The organism is Paraburkholderia atlantica (genome assembly GCF_000092885.1).
Lineage (GTDB): Bacteria > Pseudomonadota > Gammaproteobacteria > Burkholderiales > Burkholderiaceae > Paraburkholderia > Paraburkholderia atlantica.
This window is the reverse complement of sequence record NC_014117.1, coordinates 1,220,782-1,243,719: the sequence shown is the minus strand read 5'-3', so window position 1 is coordinate 1,243,719 and position 22,938 is coordinate 1,220,782. Positions and strand designations below refer to the sequence as shown.

The window sequence follows — 22,938 nt, the reverse complement described above, 5'->3', positions numbered from 1 at the left end:
CGCGCGGCGCCCACTGCAATGTCAACGCGCGCTCAATGCGTGCGCACCGCGAGATGCGCGAGCCAGCGACGCTCGGCGCGCCGGAACAACGCAACCAGCGCAAACGACACCACGAGGTAAATTAACGCCGCGAGCCCGAACGCGTTGAACGACTGGTAGGTCGCCGAGTTCACATCGCGCGCGACCTTCAGGATGTCGGGCACCGTGGCCGTAAACGCGACCGTGGTCGCGTGCAGCATCAGAATCACTTCGTTACTGTACAACGGCAACGCGCGACGCAGCGCGGACGGTATCACAATGCGCCGGTACATCGTGAACCAGCTCATGCCGTAGGCACGCGCCGCCTCGACTTCGCCATGCGAGGTCGAGCGGATCGCGCCCGCGAAAATTTCCGTCGTGTACGCGCAGGTGTTCAACGCGAACGCGAGGATCGCGCAGTGAAAGCCGCTGCGAAAGAACGCGTCGAGCAAACTATGCGAGCGCACGAACGCGAGACTGTACACGCCGGTGTAGATCAACAGCAGCTGCACGTAGAGCGGCGTGCCGCGAAACACGTAGGTGTACAGACGTACCGGCGTCGACAGCCAGCGCTTCTTCGACACGCGCGCGACCGCGAGCGGCACCGCGCACACGAAGCCGATCGCAATCGACGCGACCAGCAGCCACAGCGTGACCGCGAGACCCGACAGGCGCTGCCCGTCCCAGAACAGATACGCCTTCCAGAATTGATTGAGGATATCGATCATGACGCTCAGAGCTCCGCGTGTCGCACGCCGATCGAATAGCGGCGGTTCAGCCAGATCAGCGCGACGTTCGAGACCGTGGTGATCGCCAGATAGATCAGCGCGGCGACCATGATGAAGAAGAACATGTTGAAGGTGCTCTTGCCCGCGTCCTGCGCGGCTTTGACGACGTCGGCGAGACCGATGATCGACACGAGCGCGGTGGCCTTCACGAGCACCTGCCAGTTGTTGCCGATGCCGGGCAGCGCGAAGCGCATCATCTGCGGAAACAGGATGCGCGTGAAGACGCGCACGCCGCTCATGCCGTACGCGCTGCCCGCTTCGAGCTGGCCGCGCGGCACCGCGAGAAAGGCGCCGCGGAAAGTTTCGGTGAAATACGCGCCGTAGATGAAGCCGAGCGTCAGCACGCCGGCCGCGAACGGATCGATGTCGAACTGCGGCAGATCGAGCGCGTCGGTCACATCGTTGACCGCCATCTGGATGCTGTAGAACAGCAGCAGCATCAGCACGAGGTCGGGCACCGAGCGGATCAGCGTCGTGTAGCCGGTCGCGACGGCCCGCAAGGGCCGGTTGAACGAGAGTTTCGCCGCCGCACCCGCGAGGCCGAGCAACACAGCGGCCGCCAGCGACAGAACGGACAGCTCGATCGTCTGCAGCGTGCCGGCGAGCAGCACGGGACCAAAGCCGTATAGGAACACGCGTGTCTCCATCCAGGTTCGTTGAATTGGCGCGGATGGCGGCTGCTGCGTAGGCGGCTCGCTGCTCCGGCATGGCGCGGAGTCTCGCAAGCTGAAATCAATTTCTCAAATGGCGGGCGGGTGCCTTGCTGCGACGCAGCATGACGCTGCCGACGCGCGCTGAACGCTCGCAGCGCTTGGTATCACGAGGGTTATCGTTTTGTCAGGTGTGGCGCGCGCGCCCGGCCGTGCCGCGATTTCGCAAAGTTCGGGTCGCTTTTTCGATAGGCCGCGGCGACCGCGTTGGCAGGCGCCCTTCCGCCCGACGCGGGCCAGCCTGACTCATATATGAGCCGTAGAGGCGCTTTGTGAAGCACATATGAATCACTCATTGGCGATCGCGCGCCAGCAGATCGAGGTCATCCTGGAGCACTGGGACGCGGTCTGCGCCGATGCGCAGTTGAGCGAGGTCGATCGCGAACTGATGTGGCGGCGCCAGTTCCTCAATCCGTTCGCGTTCGAAGGCGCCCCGGCCGAACTCGCGATGCTGCTGCCTTAGCGCGGCCGCGCCGGGTCCGACGCTGGACCGCTCAGGCTCAATCGAGCGCGAGCCGCGCGCGAATCGCCGGCAGCATGTGCTCGACCGCCGCGCGCCCTTCCTCGATGGCCGGCTCCGCGCGATGAAAATCGAAGATGCCCATGCCACCGAGACGCGGCTGGATCAGGATATCGGCCGGTTCGCCAGCGAGCCGGCTGCGCGTGATGCGCACCTGCATGATGTCGATGCTTTGCGCGATCGAGCTCAGCATCGACGGCACGTGCGCGCTCGGCTTCGGCGGCACGCGCACGTCGCCGGTGACGCTCGCCTCGGCGGGCGCCAGCCAGCGCGGCCACGGCTTGCCGTTGCGGCGCAGCGCGACGGGCGGCGGCGCGGTGGGATCGAGCGCGGGCGTTTCGATGACCGGGCCGCCGAAGTCGCGGCCGTTAAGGATGTCGTTGTTCAGATCGATCGCGATTACGCAGTCGGCGCGCATGCCGCGCGCGACCGACACCGGCACCGGGTTGCACAGTCCACCGTCGACGAGCCACACGCCGTTGTGCCAAACCGGCGTGAAGATGCCCGGAATCGCAATCGACGCGCGCACCGAGTCGACCGTGCTGCCGTCCTGCAGCCAGATTTCGCGGCCCGTGTCGAGTTCGGTCGCGACTGCCGCGAACGGCATGTTCAATTGCGCGATCGAGCGGCCGGCGAATTTGTCGGCGAATAGCTGGATCACCTTGCGCCCGCCGAGCAGGCCGCCCGAGATGCGCAGATCGAGCAGCCGCACCACCGTCTGCCACGTCAGACGCGACACCCACTCCTCGAGCCAGTCGAGGTCGCCGTTCGCATAGACGGCGCCGACCAGCGCGCCGATCGACGTGCCGCACACGACGTCGGGCTTGATGCCCGCGTCCTGCAGCGCGCGAATCGCGCCGATATGCGCCCAGCCGCGCGCGGCGCCGCCTCCCAACACCAGCCCGATCCGGCTGTATCGACGTCGACGTATCATGCCTACCCCGCTCTTTCGGCCGGCTTATCCGGCCGTCTTCTAATCGACATTCTTCCCACCTATCGCCCACGAATCACGTCCGAGCGTGACGTGGTGTACACCCTCTGGTTCCGGTCGAAGTGAACGTTGAAGATGCCTTCCTCGGTCACGCCGCCCTCGCGCCATTTCCAGCTCCACACGGTTTCCGGCTTCAGTGGAAACACCGCGACCTGTCCAGGCTTACCAAGCAATCGACGCACCTCGTCCTCGGTCATGCCGGAGCGGATCTTCGCGAAGTTGTCGGCCGTCAGCACCTGCGTGATCGCCTGCAGCTTGCCGTCGCGATCGATATCGACCATGTAGGTGTTGAGGCCTTGCGGGCCGCGCGGATACTCGAAGCGCTTCGAGCCGTCGGTGAAGGTGCGGGCGGTTTCGGGCTTGCCCATCTGCGCGAGGATTTGCGCTTCGGTCGTGACACCCGGCGTCATGTTCTTGAGCAACAGCGCGTCCGGTTTGACGGCGTTGAAAAAGTCCTTGAGTTTTTGCACGGCTTGATCGCTCTGCTGTTGGTCGCAGCCGGTCAGCGCAACGCACGCTATCAGCAGCGTGACGCCCAGCGGTTTGAGGCTCACTTCGATTCCTGTCCGGATGCGCAGGATCTGCGGTCGCTGCACATGGCCGGTCTGTAGTGTGTACTACAAGGATAACCGCGCACGGACAAAACCGCGAGCAACGCAGGCGCGACAAGTGCGGCTACGCACGCAACGTGTTGCGCGCAGCGCTAAAGATCGGCTGGGGAGTGGTTGAAATGGGTACGCCAGAAGCAAAAAGGCGACGCTGTGTGCAGCGTCGCCATGTCGGTCGATACGATCAACCGGAAGTGACGGCGGCTCATCAGCCGCCTTGCGCGAAGCACCGCGGACGACGCGCAGCGGCCTGCTCCGGACGAAGCGATGAGCAACCTTGGCTGCTCACCTTGCGCCATCGCCGAATGACAAACCGCTGCCTTTTACGGCCGCCCTGGTCCCTCGATAAGCCTTCCAGATGCCGATAATCTAAACGCATCGGAGGCTTTCGACGAGAGCGCGTTTACACCGAATCGGCAGAAGATTCGCGCGGTGCAGGGAGGACTGCTCCCGGATGGCCGGCCCCCGGATGGCCGGCCCCCCGGATCGCCGGCCGCCGGATAGCCGGCCTGTCAAATCACCCGAAAGCCGTGCGTGCCGTCACGCGCCAGTTGCGCGACGAGCCCTTGCTCCCACTCCAGATACGCGCTCATCGCTTCGCGCGCGTTCTCCGTGCCCTCGTACGGCCGCTGATAACGATCGATGCGCGGCGACGCCATCCGCGCGCCGCCCGACTCCACCGGCAAGCCCGCGTCGATCCACGCGCGTGTGCCGCCGCGCAGCACCTGCACCGGCCGCTCGGTCGCCGCGGCGAGCTCGGGCGCGACGAAGCGCGCGAGCACGTCGCTGCCGCACGTCACCACATAGCGCTTCGCATCGGGCAGCGTGCGCAGCGCGTCGGCAAGCTGGCTGCGGATCACGAACCAGGCGCCCGGAATGTGCCGCTTCAGGTAATTCGTGCTGCTCGCGAAGTCGAGCACGACGGTTCCCGGCGACTGCAACAGCGCGGCGAGCTCGGCCGGCTGGATCTCGTCGACGTCGGGCGGCGTCACCGAGTTGCGCACGAGCGGTGCCACGCCCTTTTCGGCGAAATCGCCCGCCGTCAGGCCATCGACCACGAACACCTCGACGTTCATCTGCGCGAGCCACGATGCGGTCATGTTCGCGCGCACGCCGTCGCTGTCCGCGAGGATCACGCGCGCGCCGCGCACCGTCACGAACAGGTCGGTTTCCTGCACGAGCTGACCGCCCGGCGCGCTGCGAAAGCCGGGCACGTGGCCTGCCTCGTATTCCTCGGGCGTGCGCACGTCGAAGCGATACACGGTGCGCACCGCCTCGTCGGCCCAGCGGCGCGCTTCGTCCCGCGAGGTGCGGCGCACGCGCGCCCGGTCGGCAAGCACGCGCGCGCCGTCGGCCGCGGCGAGACGGGACACGTCGTCGACCGCGCCTTCGACGCGCCGCGTGCTGCCATGAGCGAGCGGCTGACCGGCGAGCGTCCAGCCCATCGTGCCGTTGCGCAGCGCGGCCACCGGATTGGGCACGCCCGCATTGATCAGCGACTGCGCGCCGATGATGCTGCGCGTGCGTCCCGCGCAATTGACGATGATGCGCGTGGCCGGGTCCGGCGCGAGCTGTCGCGCGCGCAGCACCAGCTCCGCGCCCGGCACGCTGATGCTGCCGGGAATGTTCATGGTCTGAAACTCGTCGAAGCGGCGCGCGTCGAGCACCACGACATCGGCCTCGCGATCGAGCAGCGCCTGCACCTGCTGCGCGGACAGCGACGGCGTATGACGCACGCTTTCGACCAGTTCGCCGAACGCCTTGCTCGGCACGTTGACATCCTTGAACAATTCGCCGCCCGCTTCGCGCCAGCCTTGCAGACCGCCTTCGAGCAATGCGACGTTGCTATAGCCGAGCTCGTCGAGGCGTTCGGCCGCGCGCCTCGCGAGGCCTTCGCCGGCATCGAACACGACGATCGGCACGGCGAGGCGCGGCAGCCGCAGCGGCGCATCGAGTTCGAGCCGCGACAGCGGCAGATTGGCGGCGAACAACGGATGGCTGCGCGCGTGCGGGTCTTCCTCACGCACGTCGATAAGCGCGATCTCCTCGCGGTCGAGCAATGCGTGGCACACGTCTTGGAATGACCGGGTACGAAACTCTTTGACGACATTCATGGGATCGGGAACTCCTTCGCTACATTCCAGATTTCGGGCAACGGGTCGCGTCACCGTACCGAATACTTAAACCGTACTCTCGAATTCCGATCGGCGCACGGTCAGTCATGGGATTGCTTATTCGAGCGAACTGCGATTGCGAAGCACCGCCGCGCGAACACGCTATGCAAGCGCAATTTCCGCGCCACGTGTCGCCCCTCGTCGCGGCTCGGCCCGCCTCACCGATGCTGGCGACCCTTCAGCCATCAGGGGCATCGCCGCGCCGCCAGCAGAAAAACCGCCGCTTTGCCACAATGCCCCATCGCGCGAAAGCGCCATCGCAATCAATAGACAATGATCCCTTTCTCGGTTCTCGATCTTTCGCCGGTCACCGCGGGTGCCACGCCCGCTGACGCGTTCAGGAACACACTGTCACTCGCGCAGCACGCCGAAAAGCTGAACTACAAGCGTTACTGGCTCGCCGAGCATCACAATATGACCGGCATCGCGAGCGCGGCGACCTCGGTCGTGATCGGCTATGTGGCCGGCGGCACGAAGACGATTCGTGTCGGCTCCGGCGGCATCATGCTGCCGAACCATGCGCCGCTCGTGATCGCCGAACAGTTCGGCACGCTCGCGTCGCTGTATCCGGGGCGGATCGATCTCGGTCTCGGCCGCGCGCCCGGCACCGATCAGACCACCGCACGCGCGCTGCGCCGCGATCTGCAGGCCAGCGCCGAAACCTTCCCCGACGATGTCGTCGAATTGCAACGCTACTTCGCCGAACCGGTCGCCGGCCAGCGCATTCGCGCGGTGCCGGGCGCGGGCCTAAATGTGCCGCTGTGGCTGCTCGGCTCGTCGCTGTACAGCGCGCAACTGGCCGCGGCGCTCGGGTTGCCGTTCGCGTTCGCGTCGCACTTCGCGCCCGATTACATGATGAGCGCGCTACAGGTGTATCGCTCGCAGTTCCGGCCGTCCGCGACGCTCGCGAAACCGTATGCAATGGTCGGCGTCAATCTGTTCGCCGCAGACACCAACGAGGAGGCCGCGCGCCTGTTCACGTCGCTGCAGCAACAGTTCATCAACCTGCGGCGCGGCACGCCGGGGCAATTGCAGCCACCGGTCGAGCGGCTCGACGCATCGGAGCTGGAGCTGAACAACGTCGCGCGTGCGCTCGCATGCACGGTGCTCGGCGATCGCGACGCAATCCGCGAAGGTCTGCAATCGATCATCGAGCAGACCGGCGCGAACGAGCTGATGCTGACCGCGCAGATTTACGATCACGAAGCGCGGCTGCGCTCGTTCGAGATCGGCGCCGAGGTGCGCGACGAACTGATGGCGGTCAAATAATCGATTCGCGAACCGATCGGCCGACACGGCCTCGCACGAAAAAAGGGCGGCTCATGGCGAGCCGCCCTTGTCTTTTGCACCGAGTTGGACCGGCAGCATGAAAAACCGGCCCCATGCCGGCGTGGCGCTAGAAGGCGCTCTTTACAACGCCCCCGTCGGCCCGCAACGCAGCTCCCGTGGTGGCCGACGAAAGCGGACTGGCGATATAGGCCACCAGCGACGCGACTTCCTGCGGCGAACCGAATCGCTTGATCAGCGAGGTGGGACGGACCTTCTCGAAGAACTCTTTTTCGAACGCTTCGAACGATTTGCCGTCGGCCTTGGCAAGGGTCTCCACGAATTCACCCACTCCGCGCGACTTCGTCGGCCCCGGCAGCACGCTATTGACTGTAATGCCGGTGCCGGCAACGGCTTCGGCGAGCCCGCGCGCGACCGCCAGCTGCGCGGTTTTCGTCATCCCGTAGTGGATCATTTCAGCTGGGATCTGCACGCCGCTTTCGCTCGAGATGAAAATGATGCGCCCCCAGTTGGCCTGCCTCATCGCAGGCAAATACAGGCGAGCGAGGCGTACCCCGCTCAAGACGTTGACGTCGAAGAACCGCAGCCAGTCCGCGTCGGGGATCTCTTCAAACGGCTTGGGCTCGAAGATGCCCAGGTTGTTGACCAGAATTTCGACGCCCGGATAGCGTCGCGCGAGTTCTTCTGCCGAAGCGGCGGTACTGAGATCGCCGGCGAACCCCTGCACGTCGCCGCCCGTCTGCGCTTTCAGCTGCGCGACCACGTCATCCACGGATGACTGCGAGCGGCCGTTCACGATTACGCGGGCGCCTTCCTGCGCCAACGTGCTGGCGATAGCGAGACCGATGCCGGCTGTGCTGCCGCTCACCAGTGCGAGTTTGCCTGTCAGATTCAGGTCCATGGGTGTTTTCCTTTCAATGGGTGAACTAAAAATCGCGACGTCGGGGACACCTTACTTTCGAACAGCAAAAAGACTAGATGATCTGGCGGCGATGGCCGGGAGCAGCAAAGCGTGTATGTGCGAGAACGCACATGGGTGACAGGCGCACAGCGAAGCAGGCAGATCTGAAGTACGTGAAGGGTCAGGAGAACGAGGCCATGTCAGCGATTTTCCGACTTCGTTTGGCTGAGTGATGGTCGCGCCCGAACTCGCATCATCGCGATTCGCCTTGGGACACGCTCTGCGCGGGTCACGCCCGGATGGCATGACATATGCCTACTGTGCTGCAAGCAGCCGGCCGCTTGAATGTTTCTACAACCCTCTTGTTCAAGGAGACACCCCATGAACACACTGACCATCGACGACCTCCAGAACTGTGCGGAACTTGATCGCGAGGAGATGACCAACATCCAGGGTGGCCGGATGAAGCTACCCGGCCAGCACGTCGGCTCGATCCTCACGACCGCTGATGGCGATCCTGTCGCCGTCTATGTCGACGGCGTGCTGCAAAACTCCGTTACCGACGGCTTCTACCACGGCTAACAGAAAGGCGGCGCGCAGTCCGGCGCGCCCGATGCCACAGGCGGGGCCAGTGCGTGCGCGACGGCTCCGCCCTGACGGCATCTTAATTCCTGCCGCGTCGGGTCGCGCGGTGTCGTAAGCGATCATCAAGCGCTCGTTACCTGTCGTGGAGGTGACTCACCAGATAATCGATCAGCGCGCGTGCTCGCGACGGTAAAAATCGATTCGGCGGATACAGCAGCCAGACCGGTCCCATATAGGGACGCGCCTCGAACGCCCAGTCGGTCAGCACACGAACGATGTCGCCGGCCGAAATCGCCTGCGCAGCGACAAAATCGGGCAAGCTCGCAATGCCCAGGCCATGCAGCGCTGCATCCAACCGCGCGCTCGCATCGTTGGCGATGTAGCGCCCCTTCACTTCGACCGTCTGCGTCTCGGAGTCGCGGCGGAAATGCCATCGATTGTCGTCGACCGTCTCCCCTAGATACATGCATGCGTGCCGCGCAAGGTCGCGCGGCTCGGCCGGCGTTCCTCGCTCCGCGAGATACGCAGGTGACGCGCATAGAAGCCATTTGACCGCCCCAAGTCGCCGCGCAGCAAGGCCTGGCGGAGGCGAGCGCGTGAGCCGGATCACCAGATCGACATCGTGACGCAGCGGATCGACATCGTGATCGGCGAAGACCAGATGGACATCCACGTCGGGCCACCTGCGCAGAAATTCGGGAACGAGCGGATGGATGACCGATCTGGCAAATGAAATCGGCGCACTGATGCTGACCTTGCCTCGCGGATCACCCTCTCCTTGTCCAGCGACGTCGACGGCGCCCGACGCCGCGCCGACCATATCCCGGCAAAACCGGTAAATCTGCGCGCCCGAATCCGTCAAACGGATGCTACGGGTCGAGCGCTCGAGCAAGCGCGTGCCAAGCGAGTCCTCGAGCCGCTTGATCTGCCGACTGACAGTCGACGGTGTACTGCCCAGTTGCCGCGCCGCAATGGAGAAATTGCCGGCGTCGACGACCCTCGCAAACATCGCCATGTCGGGCAGCAACGCGAAAAGCTCATCGGGATTCATCGCGATCCTCGCATCTTTTCTTACATTTGTGCATTTCAAACATAAAAGATGTTCCGCCGTCGCGGATTATAGTTTTCAGTGCAATACACGACAATTCGGACCGTCCGAATGAAAACAGAAGGCCCGTCATGTCGAAGCAAAAGAGCGCGTTATGGATATCCGACCTGATGCTGCTTGCGGTCGCGATGGTGTGGGGCACGAGCTATGGGGTCGTGAAAGGCGCGCTCACGATTTATCCGGTGCTCGGTCTGCTGGCGTTGCGCTTCGGGCTGACGTTCGTCTTGTTGTCGCCGGCGTTGCGCTCGCTCCGTCACGTCAAAGCGCCCGCCTTGCTGGGTGCGCTCGCTTCCAGCGCAATCCTGCTCAGCATCTTTTTGGCCGAGACATTCGGTATCGCGCATACGCGTGCGTCGAATGCGGCGTTCCTTATCAGTCTGTGTGTCGCGCTGACGCCGCTGGTCGAATGGGTGTTGCTGCGCCGAAAACCTTCGAGCGGCGAATGGATCGCCGTGGGCCTGTCGCTGACGGGTGCGGCGTTCGTCAGCGGAGGCGTGATGATTCCGGGCGCAGGCGATGCGCTGATTCTGGTTGCGGCGTTGCTGCGTGCGCTGATGGTCTGCGTGACCAAGCGTGTGATGCGCGAATCGGAACTTGCGCCGTTGTCGGTGTCGGCGCTCCAGGCTGGCGTCGTCGCCTTGGGCAGTGTCCTCGCGGTGTTCGTGTTGCCGTCACAACATTGGCATGCGCTGCCGTCGGTCCGTGGGCACGGCGACTTCTGGGCGAGCATCGCTTACCTCGTGCTCGCCTGCACCTTGTTCGCTTTTTTCGCACAGAACTTTGCCGTCAAGCGCAGTAACCCAACGCGGGTCGCTTTGCTGATGGGCAGCGAGCCCGCGTTTGGTGCGCTATTCGCATACGTATGGCTCGGTGAGCATCTTTCGGCCTCGGCGTGGTTCGGCGGAGGTCTGATGGTGCTTGCATCGGTGCTGGCGGCGGTGCCATTTAAAAGGGACGCCAACGCGAAGCTCGACATGCATTCCGCTACTTCGGTCGACGCTTAGCCTACTTTCAGGCTACGCGTTGATCGCAAGGCCCGGCTTGAGTGACAGATTCGCGCAGCACGCACCTGCCTCTTGCATGGACGGGCACTTGACCGAGCCATACGAACAGAAGACACAGCAGTCGCCGAGCTTCGGAGAAAGCAAGGTTTGGCAGCTCGGGCATTCATAGAAGTAGACGCAGGCGTCCGTCGGCATCGTCACGTCTGAGACGCACAGGCAGTGCGGACAGGTCAGCGCGGACTCGAGGATCGGTGAGGTTTGCATGGATCTCGTCTACAACCGTATTCCTTGCACATCTCAATGTTAGCGCCGGTAACCGTCGCGGGGCGTGCGCAAGGTCCGTGCCGTATCGAAGTCCATCATCCCGATGCGATACGTGTCACAAATAACCATTGCAGTGGAATAAAGGCGCGCCGTTGGCGTTCGTAGGTTAGGCGTCGCGTGCAAGAGCGCGGAGCCGTGGAACCGCGAAACGGAATCGTCGGCCGCGCACAGCGGTTGCTTGCCCGTTTTGTAGAAGGTTTGCCTGTCCTTTTTGTAACCGCCGCCGGCGTCGCGGGACTTGCCGCAGCGATCCGCGACTCGCCGGCTCAACGCGTGGCCGCGCGGTAAGTCAGTCGCGTTGGCCGTGCAGGAGTTTTCTACATGAAAGTATCAAGATTGTTATCGGCCGTATCCGTGATCATCGCGCTAGGCGTCGCATCGTTGTCGTTGGCCGCGTGCCAGTCCACGGGCGGCGACATGGGCTCGTCGGGCAGCAGCAGCGGCGCCACCAGCAGCGGTGGCTATTGATGCGCGCCCGCGCGACCGTGAGCGTCGCGTGAACTTCGAAGCGGAAGTGATACCGCGGCTCCCGTAGCCGCCGCGCTATGCGCGTGCGCTGACGTGCCCTCGGTCTAGGCAGTCAGCCTGACCGGAACAGCCCGATCGGCTTACGCTGATCGGGCTGTCTCCTTTTTGGGAGATCGTCGTGGATACGGGACAAACATTCGTTCGAACCTCAGCGGTTCGCTCACAAACACAGTTCAGCCTTAGCCGCTAGATAAGGTGTTCGACTTCGCTCCGTACGGTGGCGAACATTAAAAGAATTTGGCCCGCCTACGATGGGAGCAGGCACTTCACCCGCCGTTCCGCTCCGGGAGCAACGATGGCCAACATACCACCCGTGGTTCGGCAGGACTCTGGGGCTGCCTCCACGAATCAGCGCGAACCCTCTCCTGAACGGTTGCTCCAACTGGGCATGGGATTCTGGGCGACCAAGACGCTGTTGTCAGCAGTCGAACTCGGCGTATTCACACGCCTTGCGATCGCGCCTCAGAACGCTGAGGAACTGAGAGAAGCACTCGGACTGCATCCGCGCTCGGCACTCGATTTTCTCGATGCGCTGGTCGCTTTGAATCTGCTGGAACGCGAAAACGGGAAATACCGCAATACACAGGATGCCGAGCTTTTTCTGGACAAGGCCAAGCCAGGCTACGTGGGTGGATTGCTGGAAATGGCCAACGCTCGGCTGTATCCGTTTTGGGGCTTGCTGACGGAAGCGCTTCGCACAGGGATGCCGCAAAATGAGGTCAAACACGGCGGCAACCCCTTCGATGCACTCTATCGCGACGAGCCGTCACTGCGAGGCTTCCTGCAAGCGATGACCGGGGTCAGCCTGGGCCCAGCCAAGGCGATGGCGCAAAAATTTCCCTGGCAAAACTACCGCACTTTCCTCGACATTGGCGCGGCGCAAGGAGCCCTGCCCGTAGAGATCGCACTCGCACATCCCCACTTGCGTGGCGGTGGTTTCGACCTGCCGGTAGTGGGCCCTCTGTTTGAGCAGTACGTGGCGTCGCACGGCCTGCAGGAGCGGCTAAGTTTCCATTCGGGCGACTTCTTCAAAGATCCGTGCCCCTCGGCAGACGTGCTGGTGATGGGACACATCCTCCACGACTGGGACCTTGCGCAGAAGATGGAGCTCCTCACGAAGTGCCACGCAGCGCTGCCTCCCGGAGGGTGCCTGATCGTCTACGACGCAGTGATCGACGATGAGCGCAGGCAGAATGCCTTCGGCCTTCTGATGAGCTTGAACATGCTTATCGAGACGCCGGGCGGTTTCGACTATACCGGTGCGCAATGTTGCGCATGGATGAAGGAGGTTGGCTTCACACAGGTTCGCGTCGAGCCGCTCGCTGGCCCGGATTCAATGGTGATCGGAACCAAATAGAAGCGTGGGGAGTGCCGTGGCATTTTCCGGGACGGGCGCTGGTATCACGATGCCGGCACGAAACTGGCCCGATGGATTCATTCAGTTATGGCGCCGCAAAGCTGCCGCTGCCGCAAGGAACGGCGGCTTTCCCACTGCGGTCACTCGCGCGATCAGAACGCCGCGGTCCTTCATCCGAGTACCGCACACCCCCTTCTGGCCAATTCTTTTCGCCGACCTGAACCCAATCCTTTGCAAGCAGTTTGACCCGCTTCGTCGTGTTCCGCGTCCGACGTCGGCACCGCCGCCAACCCGTCCAACAGCGCCTTATGAAACGCGTCCGGGTCCTGCATCTGCGGCGCGTGACCAAGCGTCGCAAACTCCACGAGCGTCGCCTGCGGAATCGCCTTGGCGGCCGCGCGGCCCAGTTCAGGATAATGGCCGAGCTTCTCCCGCACTTCGGGCGGCGCCGCATCCTTGCCGATCGCAGTTGTGTCCTTCTGACCGATCAACAGCAACGTCGGCATGCTGAGCTGCCCCAGCTCATAAAAAATCGGCTGCGTGTAAATCATGTCGTACAGCAGCGCGGAATTCCACGCGACGATCTGCTTGCCCATCCCCCGATACATGCCCGCGAGCATCTGCACCCACGGTTCATAGTCCGCGCGCCATTGCCCCGCGTAATAGGTCGCCCGTTCGTAGCGGCGAATGCCGTCGGCGCTGGTCTTCAGCTCCCGCTGATACCACTCGTCGACCGATAGCGACGGCACCCCCTTCGCCTTCCAGTCCTCGAGTCCGATCGGATTCACGAGCACCAGTTGCTGCGTTTCGCGCGGATACATCAGCGCATAGCGAACCGCAAGCATGCCGCCCGTCGAATGGCCGACCACCGTCACGTCGCTGACGCCGAGCGACTCGAGCAGCGCATGGGTATTGCGCGCGAGCTGCTGAAAGCTGTACTGGTAATGCTCGGGCTTGCTCGATTTGCAGAAGCCGATCTGATCCGGTGCGATCACGCGATAACCCGCATCGCTCAGCCGGCGAATCGTCGTATCCCATGTCGCCGAGCAAAAATTTTTGCCGTGCAGCAACACCACGGTGCGGCCGTTCGGATGCGCGGGCTTCACGTCCATGTAGGCCATCTGCAAAGGCACGCCCTGCGACGTGAATTCGAAGCGTTCCACCGGCGCCGGATAGCTGAAGCCCTGCAACTCAGGACCATAGGCCGGGCCGGAATCGTCGAGCGAAGACGCGGCCGCGGCGACGGACGCCCCGCACAGCACGGCACAGGCGCAGACACTCGACAAGGCAAGCAGGAATGGGTGGCGAAGATTCATCGGCATGGTCTGGAAAAAACGCGACACGGATGCAGTGGGAGTGGAGCGCACGATTCTACGATGCACCGCCGAACTCTGGCGCCAGTCGTGCAGCGCAGACACGGCACGCGGCAGCACCGATGTGGCACGCATATTGCGGCCCTGCTCGAGCATCGTCCGTACGCGACCTCGTGGCCAATGTGCTGCGCCGCACCGAAAAATGCGCCCTAACAGGCGATCGTTACAGGATGGTCGGCCACGCGGCCCCCGCAATAAACATTTATTCATTCGAGCCCAATCGGTGCTAGAACTGACTGACGGACTCGCGAAAAACAGGCAGCAAAAAACGGCAATGCGGTACGACTGCCAGGCAGCCCAAATCATCAGCGGAGAGGACGCGGCCAGATCATCCCCGGGGGTAGACCAATCAGGCAACCATCTTGCATGAGGTTGGCGTGAGTGCTGAAGGTCTCACGCCGATCGACAGGAGACAAATATGAATACTCCGGCACGGCTGAACGACTTACAGCGCACTACCCTGGCGATCGTCCTCGCCGGCGGACGCGGCACCCGACTCGGGCCGCTCACGAACAAGCGTGTGAAGCCGGCGGTGCACTTCGGCGGCAAATACCGGATCATCGACTTTGCGTTGTCCAATTGCCTGAATTCCGGCATCCGCCGCATCGCGGTGGTTACGCAGTACAAGGCGCATTCGCTGCTGCGGCATCTGCAGCGCGGCTGGAGCTTCCTGCGCGGCGAGATGGGCGAGTTCATCGATCTGTGGCCCGCGCAGCAGCGCGTCGAAGGCGCGCACTGGTATCGCGGCACCGCCGACGCGGTGTTCCAGAACCTCGACATCATCCGCTCGATCCGTCCGAAGTATGTGGTCGTGCTCGCGGGCGACCACATCTACAAGATGGACTACACGCGCATGATCGCCGATCACGCGGACAGCGGCGCCGACTGCACGGTAGGCTGCATTGAGGTGCCGCGCATGGACGCGGTCGCGTTCGGCGTGATGGCGGTCGACGAAAACCGCCGCGTGACCGGCTTCGTCGAAAAACCGGCCGACCCGCCCGCGATGCCCGGCCGCCCCGACACCGCGCTCGCGAGCATGGGCATCTACGTGTTCAACGCCGACTACCTGTACACGCAGCTCGAAGAGAACATCGCCGCGATCGATACCGACCACGACTTCGGCAAGGACATCCTGCCGCGCGTGGTCACGCAGGGCGTGGCGATCGCGCATCCGTTCAGCATGTCGTGCGTGTCGTCGGACCCGAGCGTCGAGCCGTACTGGCGCGACGTCGGCACGATCGACGCGTACTGGGCCGCGAACCTCGACCTCGCGTCGACGATCCCGACGCTCGACCTGTACGACGAGTCATGGCCGATCTGGACTTATCAGGAGCAGTTGCCGCCCGCGAAGTTCGTACGCGACATGAAGGGGCTGCAAGGCTCGGGCAACAACCTGATCGTCTGCGGCGGCTGCGTGATCTCGGGCTCGCAGATTTCGCGCTCGGTGCTATCGTCGAACGTTAAAGTTAGTTCGTTCTGTAATATCAATGAGGCAGTCTTGCTGCCGCAGGTCACGGTCGGCGCGAGTTGCCGCCTGCAGAAGGTGGTGATCGACCGTGGCTGCACGATTCCGGAAGGCACCGTGATCGGCGAAGACCCGGCGCGCGACGCCGAGCGCTTCTATCGCACCGACGATGGCGTCGTGCTGGTCACGCAGGAAGCGTTGCGCAAGCATCCGAAGTAGCGCGCCCGCCGCATGTCCGCGCCGGCGGCCACGCGCCGCCGGCGATGCCTTTGCTCGCTTCATCTGGCTTCACCCGCACCACCGCTGACCATTTACCAACCCGAGCAGCCCTGCCAACCCGACAGAGACCCGGCCTATGACGATTCGCGCCCTGCACGTCGCAAGCGAGCTGTATCCCCTTCTCAAAACGGGCGGTCTCGCCGACGTCGCGGGCGCGCTGCCGTCCGCGCTGATCGAGCGCGGCGCCGACGTGCGCGTGCTGCTGCCCGGTTTCCCTGCGGTACTCGCCGGCCTGCACGATCTGCAACCGGTCGCGCAACTGGGCAACCGCTTCGGCGCGCCGAACGTGACGCTCGAACGCGGCACGCTGCCCACCAACGGGCTCGCCGTCTACGTGATCCGCGCCGCGTCGCTGTATGACCGCCCCGGCAACCCGTATCTGAACGATGAACACGTGCCGTACGGCGATAACGCGCAGCGTTTCGCGCTGCTCGGCTGGGTCGCCGCGCAACTCGCGCAGCAGATGGACCCGACCTGGTCGCCGCAGATCGTGCACGCGCACGACTGGCACGCGGGACTCGCGCCCGCCTACCTGAAGGCCGCCGAACGCGAGCACGGCCGCGCGCCCGCGCGCAGCGTGTTTACGATCCACAACCTCGCCTACCAGGGGATCTTCCCCGCGCATCAGTTCGGTCTGCTCGGCCTGCCGCACGATTTCTTCAACATGCACGGCGTCGAATTCTACGGACAGCTGTCGTTCCTGAAGGCGGGGCTCTACTACGCCGACCGCATCACGACCGTCAGCCCGAACTATGCGCGCGAAATCCAGACGCTCGCGCACGGCGGCGGGCTCGATGCGCTGCTGCGCCATCGCGCGCACGATCTGAGCGGGATTCTCAACGGCGTCGACTACACAGTGTGGAACCCCGCGAGCGATGCGCTGCTCGCGACGCGCTACAGCTCGTCGCGGCTCGCCGGCAAGCTCGCCTGCAAGGAGGCATTGCAAAAGCGCTTCGGCCTCGCGCAACGAAGCGACGCGCTGCTGTTCGGCGTGGTGAGCCGGCTGACCGAGCAGAAAGGTCTCGATCTGCTGCTCGGCGCGGTGCCCGAGATCGTCAAGCGTGGCGGCCAACTGGTCGTGTTCGGCACCGGCGATCCGGCCCTCGAGAACGGCCTGAAGAGGGTCGCGCAGGCGCATCCGGAATCGGTCGCGGTCGAACTCGGTTTCGACGAAGCGCTCGCGCATACGATCATCGCCGGCAGCGACGTGGTCGCGGTGCCGTCGCGCTTCGAGCCGTGCGGGCTCACGCAGCTGTATGCGCTCGCCTACGGGTCGCTGCCGCTCGTGCACTGCGTCGGCGGTCTCGCGGATACGGTCGCCGATGCATCGCTCGAAAACCTCGCCGACGACTTCGCCACCGGCTTCGTGTTCGACCGCTTCGATCCGGCCGGACTCGCCGCAGCGATCCGCCGCGCGTTCGCGCTGTATGGACGCCGCACCGAATGGAAGGCCGCGCAGCGGCGCGCAATGCGCCAGGACTTCGGCTGGGGCGCGTCCGCCGACCGCTATCTGGCCTTGTATCGCGAGCTCGTCTGAAGCATCGGCCACGCGGGAAACTGTCAGGTTTCGTTAAGCTTCAGGCGTGTTTGATGGTTCGGCGCAACAGCACGGGGACGGATCAACTCGCGGCTGTCAAACTCCTGTATCGTTTGCTGACTTGCCGGCTATGCAGTTCGTGTGTTTTTCCTGCACCATCTGTATCAGGCATGTCTGCCGCGCGGCGCCAGGGTCATCGGCCCGCCCGCGCGAGACTTCCCTTCCCGCTTTGTTGATCGCGCATGACCGGTTGCGCGAGCCTTACCATGACGAAAAATGTTCTGAGCATCCAGTCCCATGTCGTGTTCGGTCACGCCGGCAACAGTGCGGCCGTGTTTCCGATGTGCCGGCTCGGCGTCAACGTGTGGCCGCTCAACACCGTGCAGCTGTCGAATCACACGCAATACGGGCACTGGAGCGGCAGCGCGATCGACGCCTCGAAGATGGAAGATCTCGTCGACAGCATCGGCGCGATCGGCATGCTGCCGCGCTGCGACGCGGTGCTCTCCGGCTATCTCGGCACGACGGAACAGGCCCAGGCGGTGATCGAGATCGTCAAGGCCGTGAAGGCGGCCAATCCTCGCGCCTGGTACTTTTGCGATCCGGTGATGGGCGCCATGGGCGGCTACAAGGTCGAGCCAGGCATCCAGGAGTTCCTCGTGAACGAAATGCCGCAGGTCGCCGACGGGATCGCGCCGAATCACATCGAATTGCAGCGCCTCGTCGGCCGCGAGATCGAGACGCTCGAGGAAGCCGTCACCGCGTGCCGCGAGGTGCTCGCGCGCGGGCCGAAGCTCGTGCTCGTCAAGCATCTGCTCGATCGCAACAGTCCCGCCGACCGCTTCAACATGCTCGTCGTCACCGAGCGCGAAGCGTGGATGGGACAGCGCCCGCTCTATCCGTTCGCGCGCCAGCCGGTCGGCGTCGGCGATCTGACGAGCGCGGTCTTCGTCGCGCGCACGCTGCTCGGCGATTCGATCCGCTCGGCCTTCGAGCACACGCTCGCCGCCGTCAACGCGGTGGTCAAGGCGACCTGGCAGGCCGGACGCTACGAACTCGAACTCGTGGCGATGCAAAATGAAATCGCCCAGCCGCGCGAGTGGTTCGATGCGTGGGTTGCGGAGACGGCTTAGGTCGAGCTCAGGTCACCCAGGCGCATCGCCCATCGCTGGGCGCACGCCGCCAGCATCGCGCCAGCGGCCGTCCTATAATGCGTGCCGCATGGAACGGGGCTTGCGCCCGCATTCCATGGGATTTTTCAGCATCCGGCATTCAGCAGACGAGGCATTCGATGGACGGTCATATCCGCAGCGAGCGGGAAGAATTTTTTGAGCAGTTGTGCATCAGCGTCGACGCGGACGAAGCACACGAACAGGAAGCGATCGAGTTCTTCGAGAACCAGTTCGACCAGCCCGACTTCGATCCCGCGCAATGGCTCGATATCGCGCTCTACTACTCGCCCGCAGTCTCGCGCGGCATCGTCGACATGGTGACGGCCGACGACAAGGCGCGCAGCAACATCGCAGAAATCATCGCCGACAACCTCGACATCTCGTACGGCGAGGACGAGTGCCAGCAGTTCGCCGAGACGATCGAATTCGCGCTGAACAACGGCGTGCCGGTCGATCTCGACGTGCTGCTCGACGGCTGCCAGCGCGCAATCGACGATCTCGACACGTGGGCCGACGAAGACACGAAGGCGCCGCTTCTGCGTCTGCGCGAAGAACTGCTGCGCCAGCAAGGCGAGCGCTAGGCGAAAGGCTCGAATCTCCCCGCCGCAAACGCAACACCGCAGCACCGGCCGGCGCGCTCGCGCCGGTTTCTTAAGCGTATGCCGTAATCCGCAGCCCCAGCGGACCTTCTCGTGGCAAGCCAGCCTTGATGCCTCACGCACGCTCCATGTGCACGCGATGCAGACCCCGCGACCTGTGCCGAAATGCTCATCCAAAACGCCACGAATTGCCAAGACGACGGCAATTTGGCTTTCTATATTCGCCCCAGATTGACCCCGCTAACACGCTGTGAAGCGAACACCACTGCGCGTATTCCAGCATTGTGAGCGGCGACCGATCCTTCGTAGCCTTGCGATGCGCGAGGGCTTCCCTTGGCCTCACGCGTCGTACCGCTTTGCTGCCGTACCGCTTTCATAACAACCGTCGATGCAAGGAGAGACCATGAGTCTTCGCAACACGCTGAAACCGCTGGCCATGCTCGTGGGTGCGATGTTTGCCGTCGCGCCTGTCGCCAGTTTCGCCGACGATCTGCCGGTCAAGATCGGTTTTGCCGCGCCGCTGACGGGCGCCAATGCCGGCTACGGCAAGGATCTGGAAAACGGTGTGCGGCTCGCGATCGACGAAGCCAACGCGCAGAAGATCAAGATCGGCGACAAGGTCGCCCACTTCGAGATCGTCTCGCAGGACGACCAGGCCGACCCGCGCGTCGGCGTGCAGGCCGCGCAGAAGCTGGTCGATTCGGGCGTCGCGGTGGTCGTCGGCCACTTCAACTCGGGTACGACGATCCCGGCCTCGCAGGTCTACGAGCAGGCCGGCATTCCGGTGCTCGACCCCGCCGCGACGAATCCGATCATCACGGGCCGCGGCTTCGCGAACACTTTCATGGTGATTTCGACCGACGCGCAGAACGCCGGCAACGCGGGCATTTATGCGGTCGACGTGACGAAGGCCAAGCGCATCGCGATCATCGACGATCGCACCGCGTTCGGCCAGGGCGAAGCCGACGAGTTCGAGAAGGCCGTGAAGGCGCGCGGCGGCACGATCGTCGCGCGCGACTACACCGACAACCACGCGGTCGACTTCAGCACGCAGATCACCAAGTTCAAGGGCGCCAACGCGGACCTCGTGTTCTTCGCCGGCCTCGACAGCCAGGCGGCGGGCTTCGCGCGGCGCATGAAGCAGCTCGGCCTGAACGCGCAACTGGTCGGCGGCGGCGGCGTGATGGACGAAGACTTCATCAAGCTCGCGGGCGATGCGTCCGACGGCGCGATGGCCTGGGAATACGGCCGCCCGCTCGCGCAACTGCCGGGTGGCAAGGACTTCAACGCGAAGTTCAAGAAGCGCTTCGGCGCGGATGTGCTGTCGTATGCACCGTTCGGCTATGACGGCGCGTGGGTCGCGATCAAGGCGATGCAGCAGGCCAAATCCGAATCGCCGAACGTGTACCGTCCGGTGCTCAAGTCGATCGACTACGACGGCGTGACCGGCAAGATCTCGTTCGACAGCACCGGCGCGTTGAAGAGCGGCGCCTCGACGCTGTATCAGGTCAAGAACGGCGCGTGGGTGCCGGTCGTGACGAAGAGCGGCACCTAAGCTCGCCGTCCGGTGAAACGTAGCGGCCCTGCCCGGCTCACGGCCGGCGCGGGGCGCGCTACTCGCGCGACTGCCTCGCGCTCGCCGCCCTGACGATCACCTCGGCATCCAGATCGCGCTCGATGCGCACGAGGTCGTCGCGGATCGCCGCGAACTCGTTAGCCGTACACATCTGATGGCCGAACGCGGCGCGCAGATGGCGGTTGACCTGCAACGTGCGCGTCGCCGGATCGAACACGTAGCGCGACGCAAATGACAGCAACGGGTCCTCGACCGTGCTGTCGGTGGGCAGGTCCGTCACGCGCACGAAGCGCGGCAAACTCATTTCCAGCGTTTCATCGAACTCCCCGCCGATGCATGCCCACGGCTGCGTTCTGACGGGCTCCGCGAGCCACGACTCGACCTGCGAGTTCATGCCGCCCGCGAGGCTCGTCAATGCCGGCACGGCGGTCGTGCCGTCCGGCCAGATCAGATGCGGCACGCTGCCCTGCATCGACGTCGCGAACGGTCCGCCGGTCACGGCGACGTCGTCGGTCTGCAACTGCGCGGTGCCATGCAAGCCCGTTTTCAGCAGACGGCTCGCGGCAATCTGCTGCGCGCCCTGGCGCGTCGCGCGTCGGAACGTGTTGCGTTCGATCTCCGCGGGATAGCCCCGGTCTTCGACGCGGTACGCGTAATGCGCGGTGCCGCTTTCATCGATGTCGATCTGCACGCGCGCGGTGCGTTCGTGCCGTTGAGTGGCCGGCGTGTGGGCGAGCACGCCGTCGTCGACGAGCAGCACCGGCCGGTCCATCACGCCGCCGGGCAGATAGCCGAACGCAGTGCCGCCCGCCGTCGTGTCCGCGAATTGCGCCAGCTCGGGAATCCAGAGGATCGCGTGATTGATCGCGCTCGCACCGTAACCGGGCACCTCGGGCAGCGCGTAGTACGGGCCGAGATTGAGCAGCACCGGCTCGCTGCGAATGCCGACCGCCGCGAGCAGCGCGCCGTATAGCGCGACGTGGTCCTTGCAGTCGCCATAGCGGTTGCGCAGGATGTCGGCCGCCTTGTGCGGAATCGCCGCCGTCTCGCCGAGAAAGAGCGCGACGTAGCGGATGTTCAGGCGCATCCAGTCGTACAGCGCGCGGGCTTTGTCGCGCGGATCGCCGAGGCCGGCCGTCAGTTGCCGAGCAAGACTCACGATCGCCGGATCGTCGCGGGTCGGGTCGTTGTCGGCGGGACCGCGATAGCGCGCGGCAAAGCTCGCGAAGTCCGGCACCGTCGACACCATCAGCCGGTCGCCCCAGTTCGCGTAGCCGACCGCGCCCGCTTCGACGCGCGGATACGGGCCGTGCCGGTAGTCGAACTCGTAGCGGGTGCGCCCGTTCGCGGTGACGGGCGGTACCGCGGCGTAGCCGCGTGCGTCCGTATAGAGCGGCACGTCGGCGGGCACATCGAAGATCAGACGCTGCTCGTCGACGGGCTCGAGCGACGGCTCGACCAGATAACCGAAGGTGCCCACCTGCAGCGGCTTCGCGCGAGTCTTGCGAAACGCCAGATGCACGCGCGAGCCGGTCGTGACGCCGGGGAAGATCACCGTGCGCAACACCCCGTCCTCGAAGCTCGGCGCACCGGACGAGCGCGGCTCCTGCACGTCGCGGATCGCCTCGGGACCGACCACATGCGCGCTGCCGTCAGGATCGATCGTTTCGGCGGCCAGCAGTTGCACCTGCTCGATGTCCTTGTTGAACCACACGTAGCGCTGCGCGATCGCGTCGACGCCGCTGGCCGTGTCCGCGCGCATCACCGTGTCGTCGCGTTCCTCGATGGAGCCGTCTTTCTGGATCACGAACCAATGGACGTCGCGCTCGATCGTCGCGGGAGCGCGTTCGTTGGAGGAGGTGGCGATTTCGGCGGCGGTCGCGCGAAGGGGGAAGGCGATGCCGCTTGCGGCAGTTAGCGCGGCAAGCAACGCCGCGGCGCGCACGCTGCGCGCGATCGACGCGTGCGCCAACCTAACGACGATGTTCCCCAAGATCCACCTCGGCCAGATTCGTGTCGTCGTTGTAGCACATC

21 protein-coding genes are annotated in these 22,938 nt (G+C 64.4%); 11 read left to right on the top strand and 10 right to left on the bottom strand.

Annotation, left to right across the window (positions count from 1 at the left end; genetic code table 11):
• Positions 1-32: 32 nt before the first annotated feature.
• On the bottom strand, positions 33-746 hold the full coding sequence (locus BC1002_RS05545) for an ABC transporter permease (protein WP_013089088.1): 714 nt from the start codon (positions 744-746) through the stop codon (positions 33-35).
• A gap of 5 nt (positions 747-751) precedes the next feature.
• A complete protein-coding gene (locus tag BC1002_RS05540) occupies positions 752-1,441 on the bottom strand; it encodes an ABC transporter permease (RefSeq protein WP_013089087.1) in 690 nt (229 codons plus the stop codon).
• Between the two features lie 358 nt (positions 1,442-1,799).
• Between BC1002_RS05540 and BC1002_RS37620 the strand changes: the two genes are divergently transcribed.
• Positions 1,800-1,979 carry a hypothetical protein gene (locus BC1002_RS37620; RefSeq protein ID WP_193373028.1) on the top strand — a complete coding sequence of 60 codons (180 nt, stop codon included), beginning with the start codon at positions 1,800-1,802 and terminating at the stop codon, positions 1,977-1,979.
• Positions 1,980-2,016: 37 nt separating this feature from the next.
• Here the strand turns inward: BC1002_RS37620 and BC1002_RS05535 are convergent, their stop codons facing one another.
• From BC1002_RS05535 to BC1002_RS05525, 3 genes are all read right to left on the bottom strand, one after another.
• A complete protein-coding gene (locus BC1002_RS05535; RefSeq protein WP_013089086.1) occupies positions 2,017-2,970 on the bottom strand; it encodes a patatin-like phospholipase family protein in 954 nt (317 codons plus the stop codon).
• A 59-nt stretch (positions 2,971-3,029) separates the two neighbouring features.
• A complete protein-coding gene (gene bamE, locus BC1002_RS05530; protein WP_013089085.1) occupies positions 3,030-3,581 on the bottom strand; it encodes an outer membrane protein assembly factor BamE domain-containing protein in 552 nt (183 codons plus the stop codon).
• Between the two features lie 566 nt (positions 3,582-4,147).
• Entirely contained in the window at positions 4,148-5,749 is a 1,602-nt protein-coding gene (locus BC1002_RS05525) for a rhodanese-related sulfurtransferase (RefSeq protein ID WP_013089084.1), read from the bottom strand.
• Positions 5,750-6,082: 333 nt separating this feature from the next.
• Here BC1002_RS05525 and BC1002_RS05520 point away from each other — a divergent pair, with 333 nt between their 5' ends.
• The gene (locus tag BC1002_RS05520; protein WP_013089083.1) at positions 6,083-7,078 is read left to right on the top strand and encodes an LLM class flavin-dependent oxidoreductase; all 996 of its coding nucleotides are present in this window, start codon (positions 6,083-6,085) and stop codon (positions 7,076-7,078) included.
• Positions 7,079-7,205: 127 nt separating this feature from the next.
• On the opposite strand, the gene BC1002_RS05515 is transcribed toward BC1002_RS05520, so the two are convergent.
• Positions 7,206-7,997: an SDR family NAD(P)-dependent oxidoreductase gene (locus BC1002_RS05515; protein WP_013089082.1), complete on the bottom strand. Its 792-nt coding sequence runs from the start codon at positions 7,995-7,997 to the stop codon at positions 7,206-7,208.
• Between the two features lie 381 nt (positions 7,998-8,378).
• On the opposite strand from BC1002_RS05515, the gene BC1002_RS05510 reads away from it, so the two are divergent.
• Positions 8,379-8,579, top strand: a complete 201-nt coding sequence (locus tag BC1002_RS05510) for a hypothetical protein (protein ID WP_013089081.1) — start codon at positions 8,379-8,381, stop codon at positions 8,577-8,579.
• Positions 8,580-8,715: 136 nt separating this feature from the next.
• On the opposite strand, the gene BC1002_RS05505 is transcribed toward BC1002_RS05510, so the two are convergent.
• Positions 8,716-9,633, bottom strand: a complete 918-nt coding sequence (locus BC1002_RS05505; protein ID WP_013089080.1) for a LysR family transcriptional regulator — start codon at positions 9,631-9,633, stop codon at positions 8,716-8,718.
• A 128-nt stretch (positions 9,634-9,761) separates the two neighbouring features.
• Here BC1002_RS05505 and BC1002_RS05500 point away from each other — a divergent pair, with 128 nt between their 5' ends.
• Positions 9,762-10,694: a DMT family transporter gene (locus tag BC1002_RS05500; protein WP_013089079.1), complete on the top strand. Its 933-nt coding sequence runs from the start codon at positions 9,762-9,764 to the stop codon at positions 10,692-10,694.
• A 12-nt stretch (positions 10,695-10,706) separates the two neighbouring features.
• Here BC1002_RS05500 and BC1002_RS38755 read toward each other — a convergent pair whose 3' ends face one another.
• Positions 10,707-10,958, bottom strand: coding sequence for a GDCCVxC domain-containing (seleno)protein (locus tag BC1002_RS38755; RefSeq protein ID WP_013089078.1), 252 nt, complete (start codon positions 10,956-10,958; stop codon positions 10,707-10,709).
• A gap of 381 nt (positions 10,959-11,339) precedes the next feature.
• Between BC1002_RS38755 and BC1002_RS38380 the strand changes: the two genes are divergently transcribed.
• Together BC1002_RS38380 and BC1002_RS05495 are read left to right on the top strand one after the other, a co-directional pair.
• The gene (locus tag BC1002_RS38380; RefSeq protein WP_013089077.1) at positions 11,340-11,486 is read left to right on the top strand and encodes a hypothetical protein; all 147 of its coding nucleotides are present in this window, start codon (positions 11,340-11,342) and stop codon (positions 11,484-11,486) included.
• Positions 11,487-11,841: 355 nt separating this feature from the next.
• Positions 11,842-12,903, top strand: a complete 1,062-nt coding sequence (locus tag BC1002_RS05495) for a methyltransferase (protein ID WP_013089076.1) — start codon at positions 11,842-11,844, stop codon at positions 12,901-12,903.
• Between the two features lie 170 nt (positions 12,904-13,073).
• On the opposite strand, the gene BC1002_RS05490 is transcribed toward BC1002_RS05495, so the two are convergent.
• Positions 13,074-14,219 (bottom strand): alpha/beta fold hydrolase, encoded by a 1,146-nt coding sequence (locus tag BC1002_RS05490; RefSeq protein ID WP_238537932.1) that lies wholly within the window; start codon positions 14,217-14,219, stop codon positions 13,074-13,076.
• Between the two features lie 475 nt (positions 14,220-14,694).
• Here BC1002_RS05490 and glgC point away from each other — a divergent pair, with 475 nt between their 5' ends.
• From glgC to BC1002_RS05465, 5 genes are all read left to right on the top strand, one after another.
• Complete coding sequence (gene glgC, locus BC1002_RS05485; RefSeq protein ID WP_013089074.1) at positions 14,695-15,960, top strand: glucose-1-phosphate adenylyltransferase; 1,266 nt, start codon at positions 14,695-14,697, stop codon at positions 15,958-15,960.
• A gap of 136 nt (positions 15,961-16,096) precedes the next feature.
• The gene (glgA, locus tag BC1002_RS05480; RefSeq protein ID WP_013089073.1) at positions 16,097-17,557 is read left to right on the top strand and encodes a glycogen synthase GlgA; all 1,461 of its coding nucleotides are present in this window, start codon (positions 16,097-16,099) and stop codon (positions 17,555-17,557) included.
• A 266-nt stretch (positions 17,558-17,823) separates the two neighbouring features.
• Positions 17,824-18,690, top strand: a complete 867-nt coding sequence (gene pdxY / locus BC1002_RS05475) for a pyridoxal kinase PdxY (RefSeq protein ID WP_013089072.1) — start codon at positions 17,824-17,826, stop codon at positions 18,688-18,690.
• Between the two features lie 158 nt (positions 18,691-18,848).
• Positions 18,849-19,310 (top strand): hypothetical protein, encoded by a 462-nt coding sequence (locus BC1002_RS05470; protein ID WP_013089071.1) that lies wholly within the window; start codon positions 18,849-18,851, stop codon positions 19,308-19,310.
• 421 nt (positions 19,311-19,731) lie between these two features.
• Positions 19,732-20,883, top strand: a complete 1,152-nt coding sequence (locus tag BC1002_RS05465; RefSeq protein WP_013089070.1) for a branched-chain amino acid ABC transporter substrate-binding protein — start codon at positions 19,732-19,734, stop codon at positions 20,881-20,883.
• Positions 20,884-20,941: 58 nt separating this feature from the next.
• On the opposite strand, the gene BC1002_RS05460 is transcribed toward BC1002_RS05465, so the two are convergent.
• The gene (locus tag BC1002_RS05460) at positions 20,942-22,897 is read right to left on the bottom strand and encodes a DUF3857 domain-containing transglutaminase family protein (RefSeq protein ID WP_013089069.1); all 1,956 of its coding nucleotides are present in this window, start codon (positions 22,895-22,897) and stop codon (positions 20,942-20,944) included.
• Between the last annotated feature and the right edge of the window lie 41 nt (positions 22,898-22,938).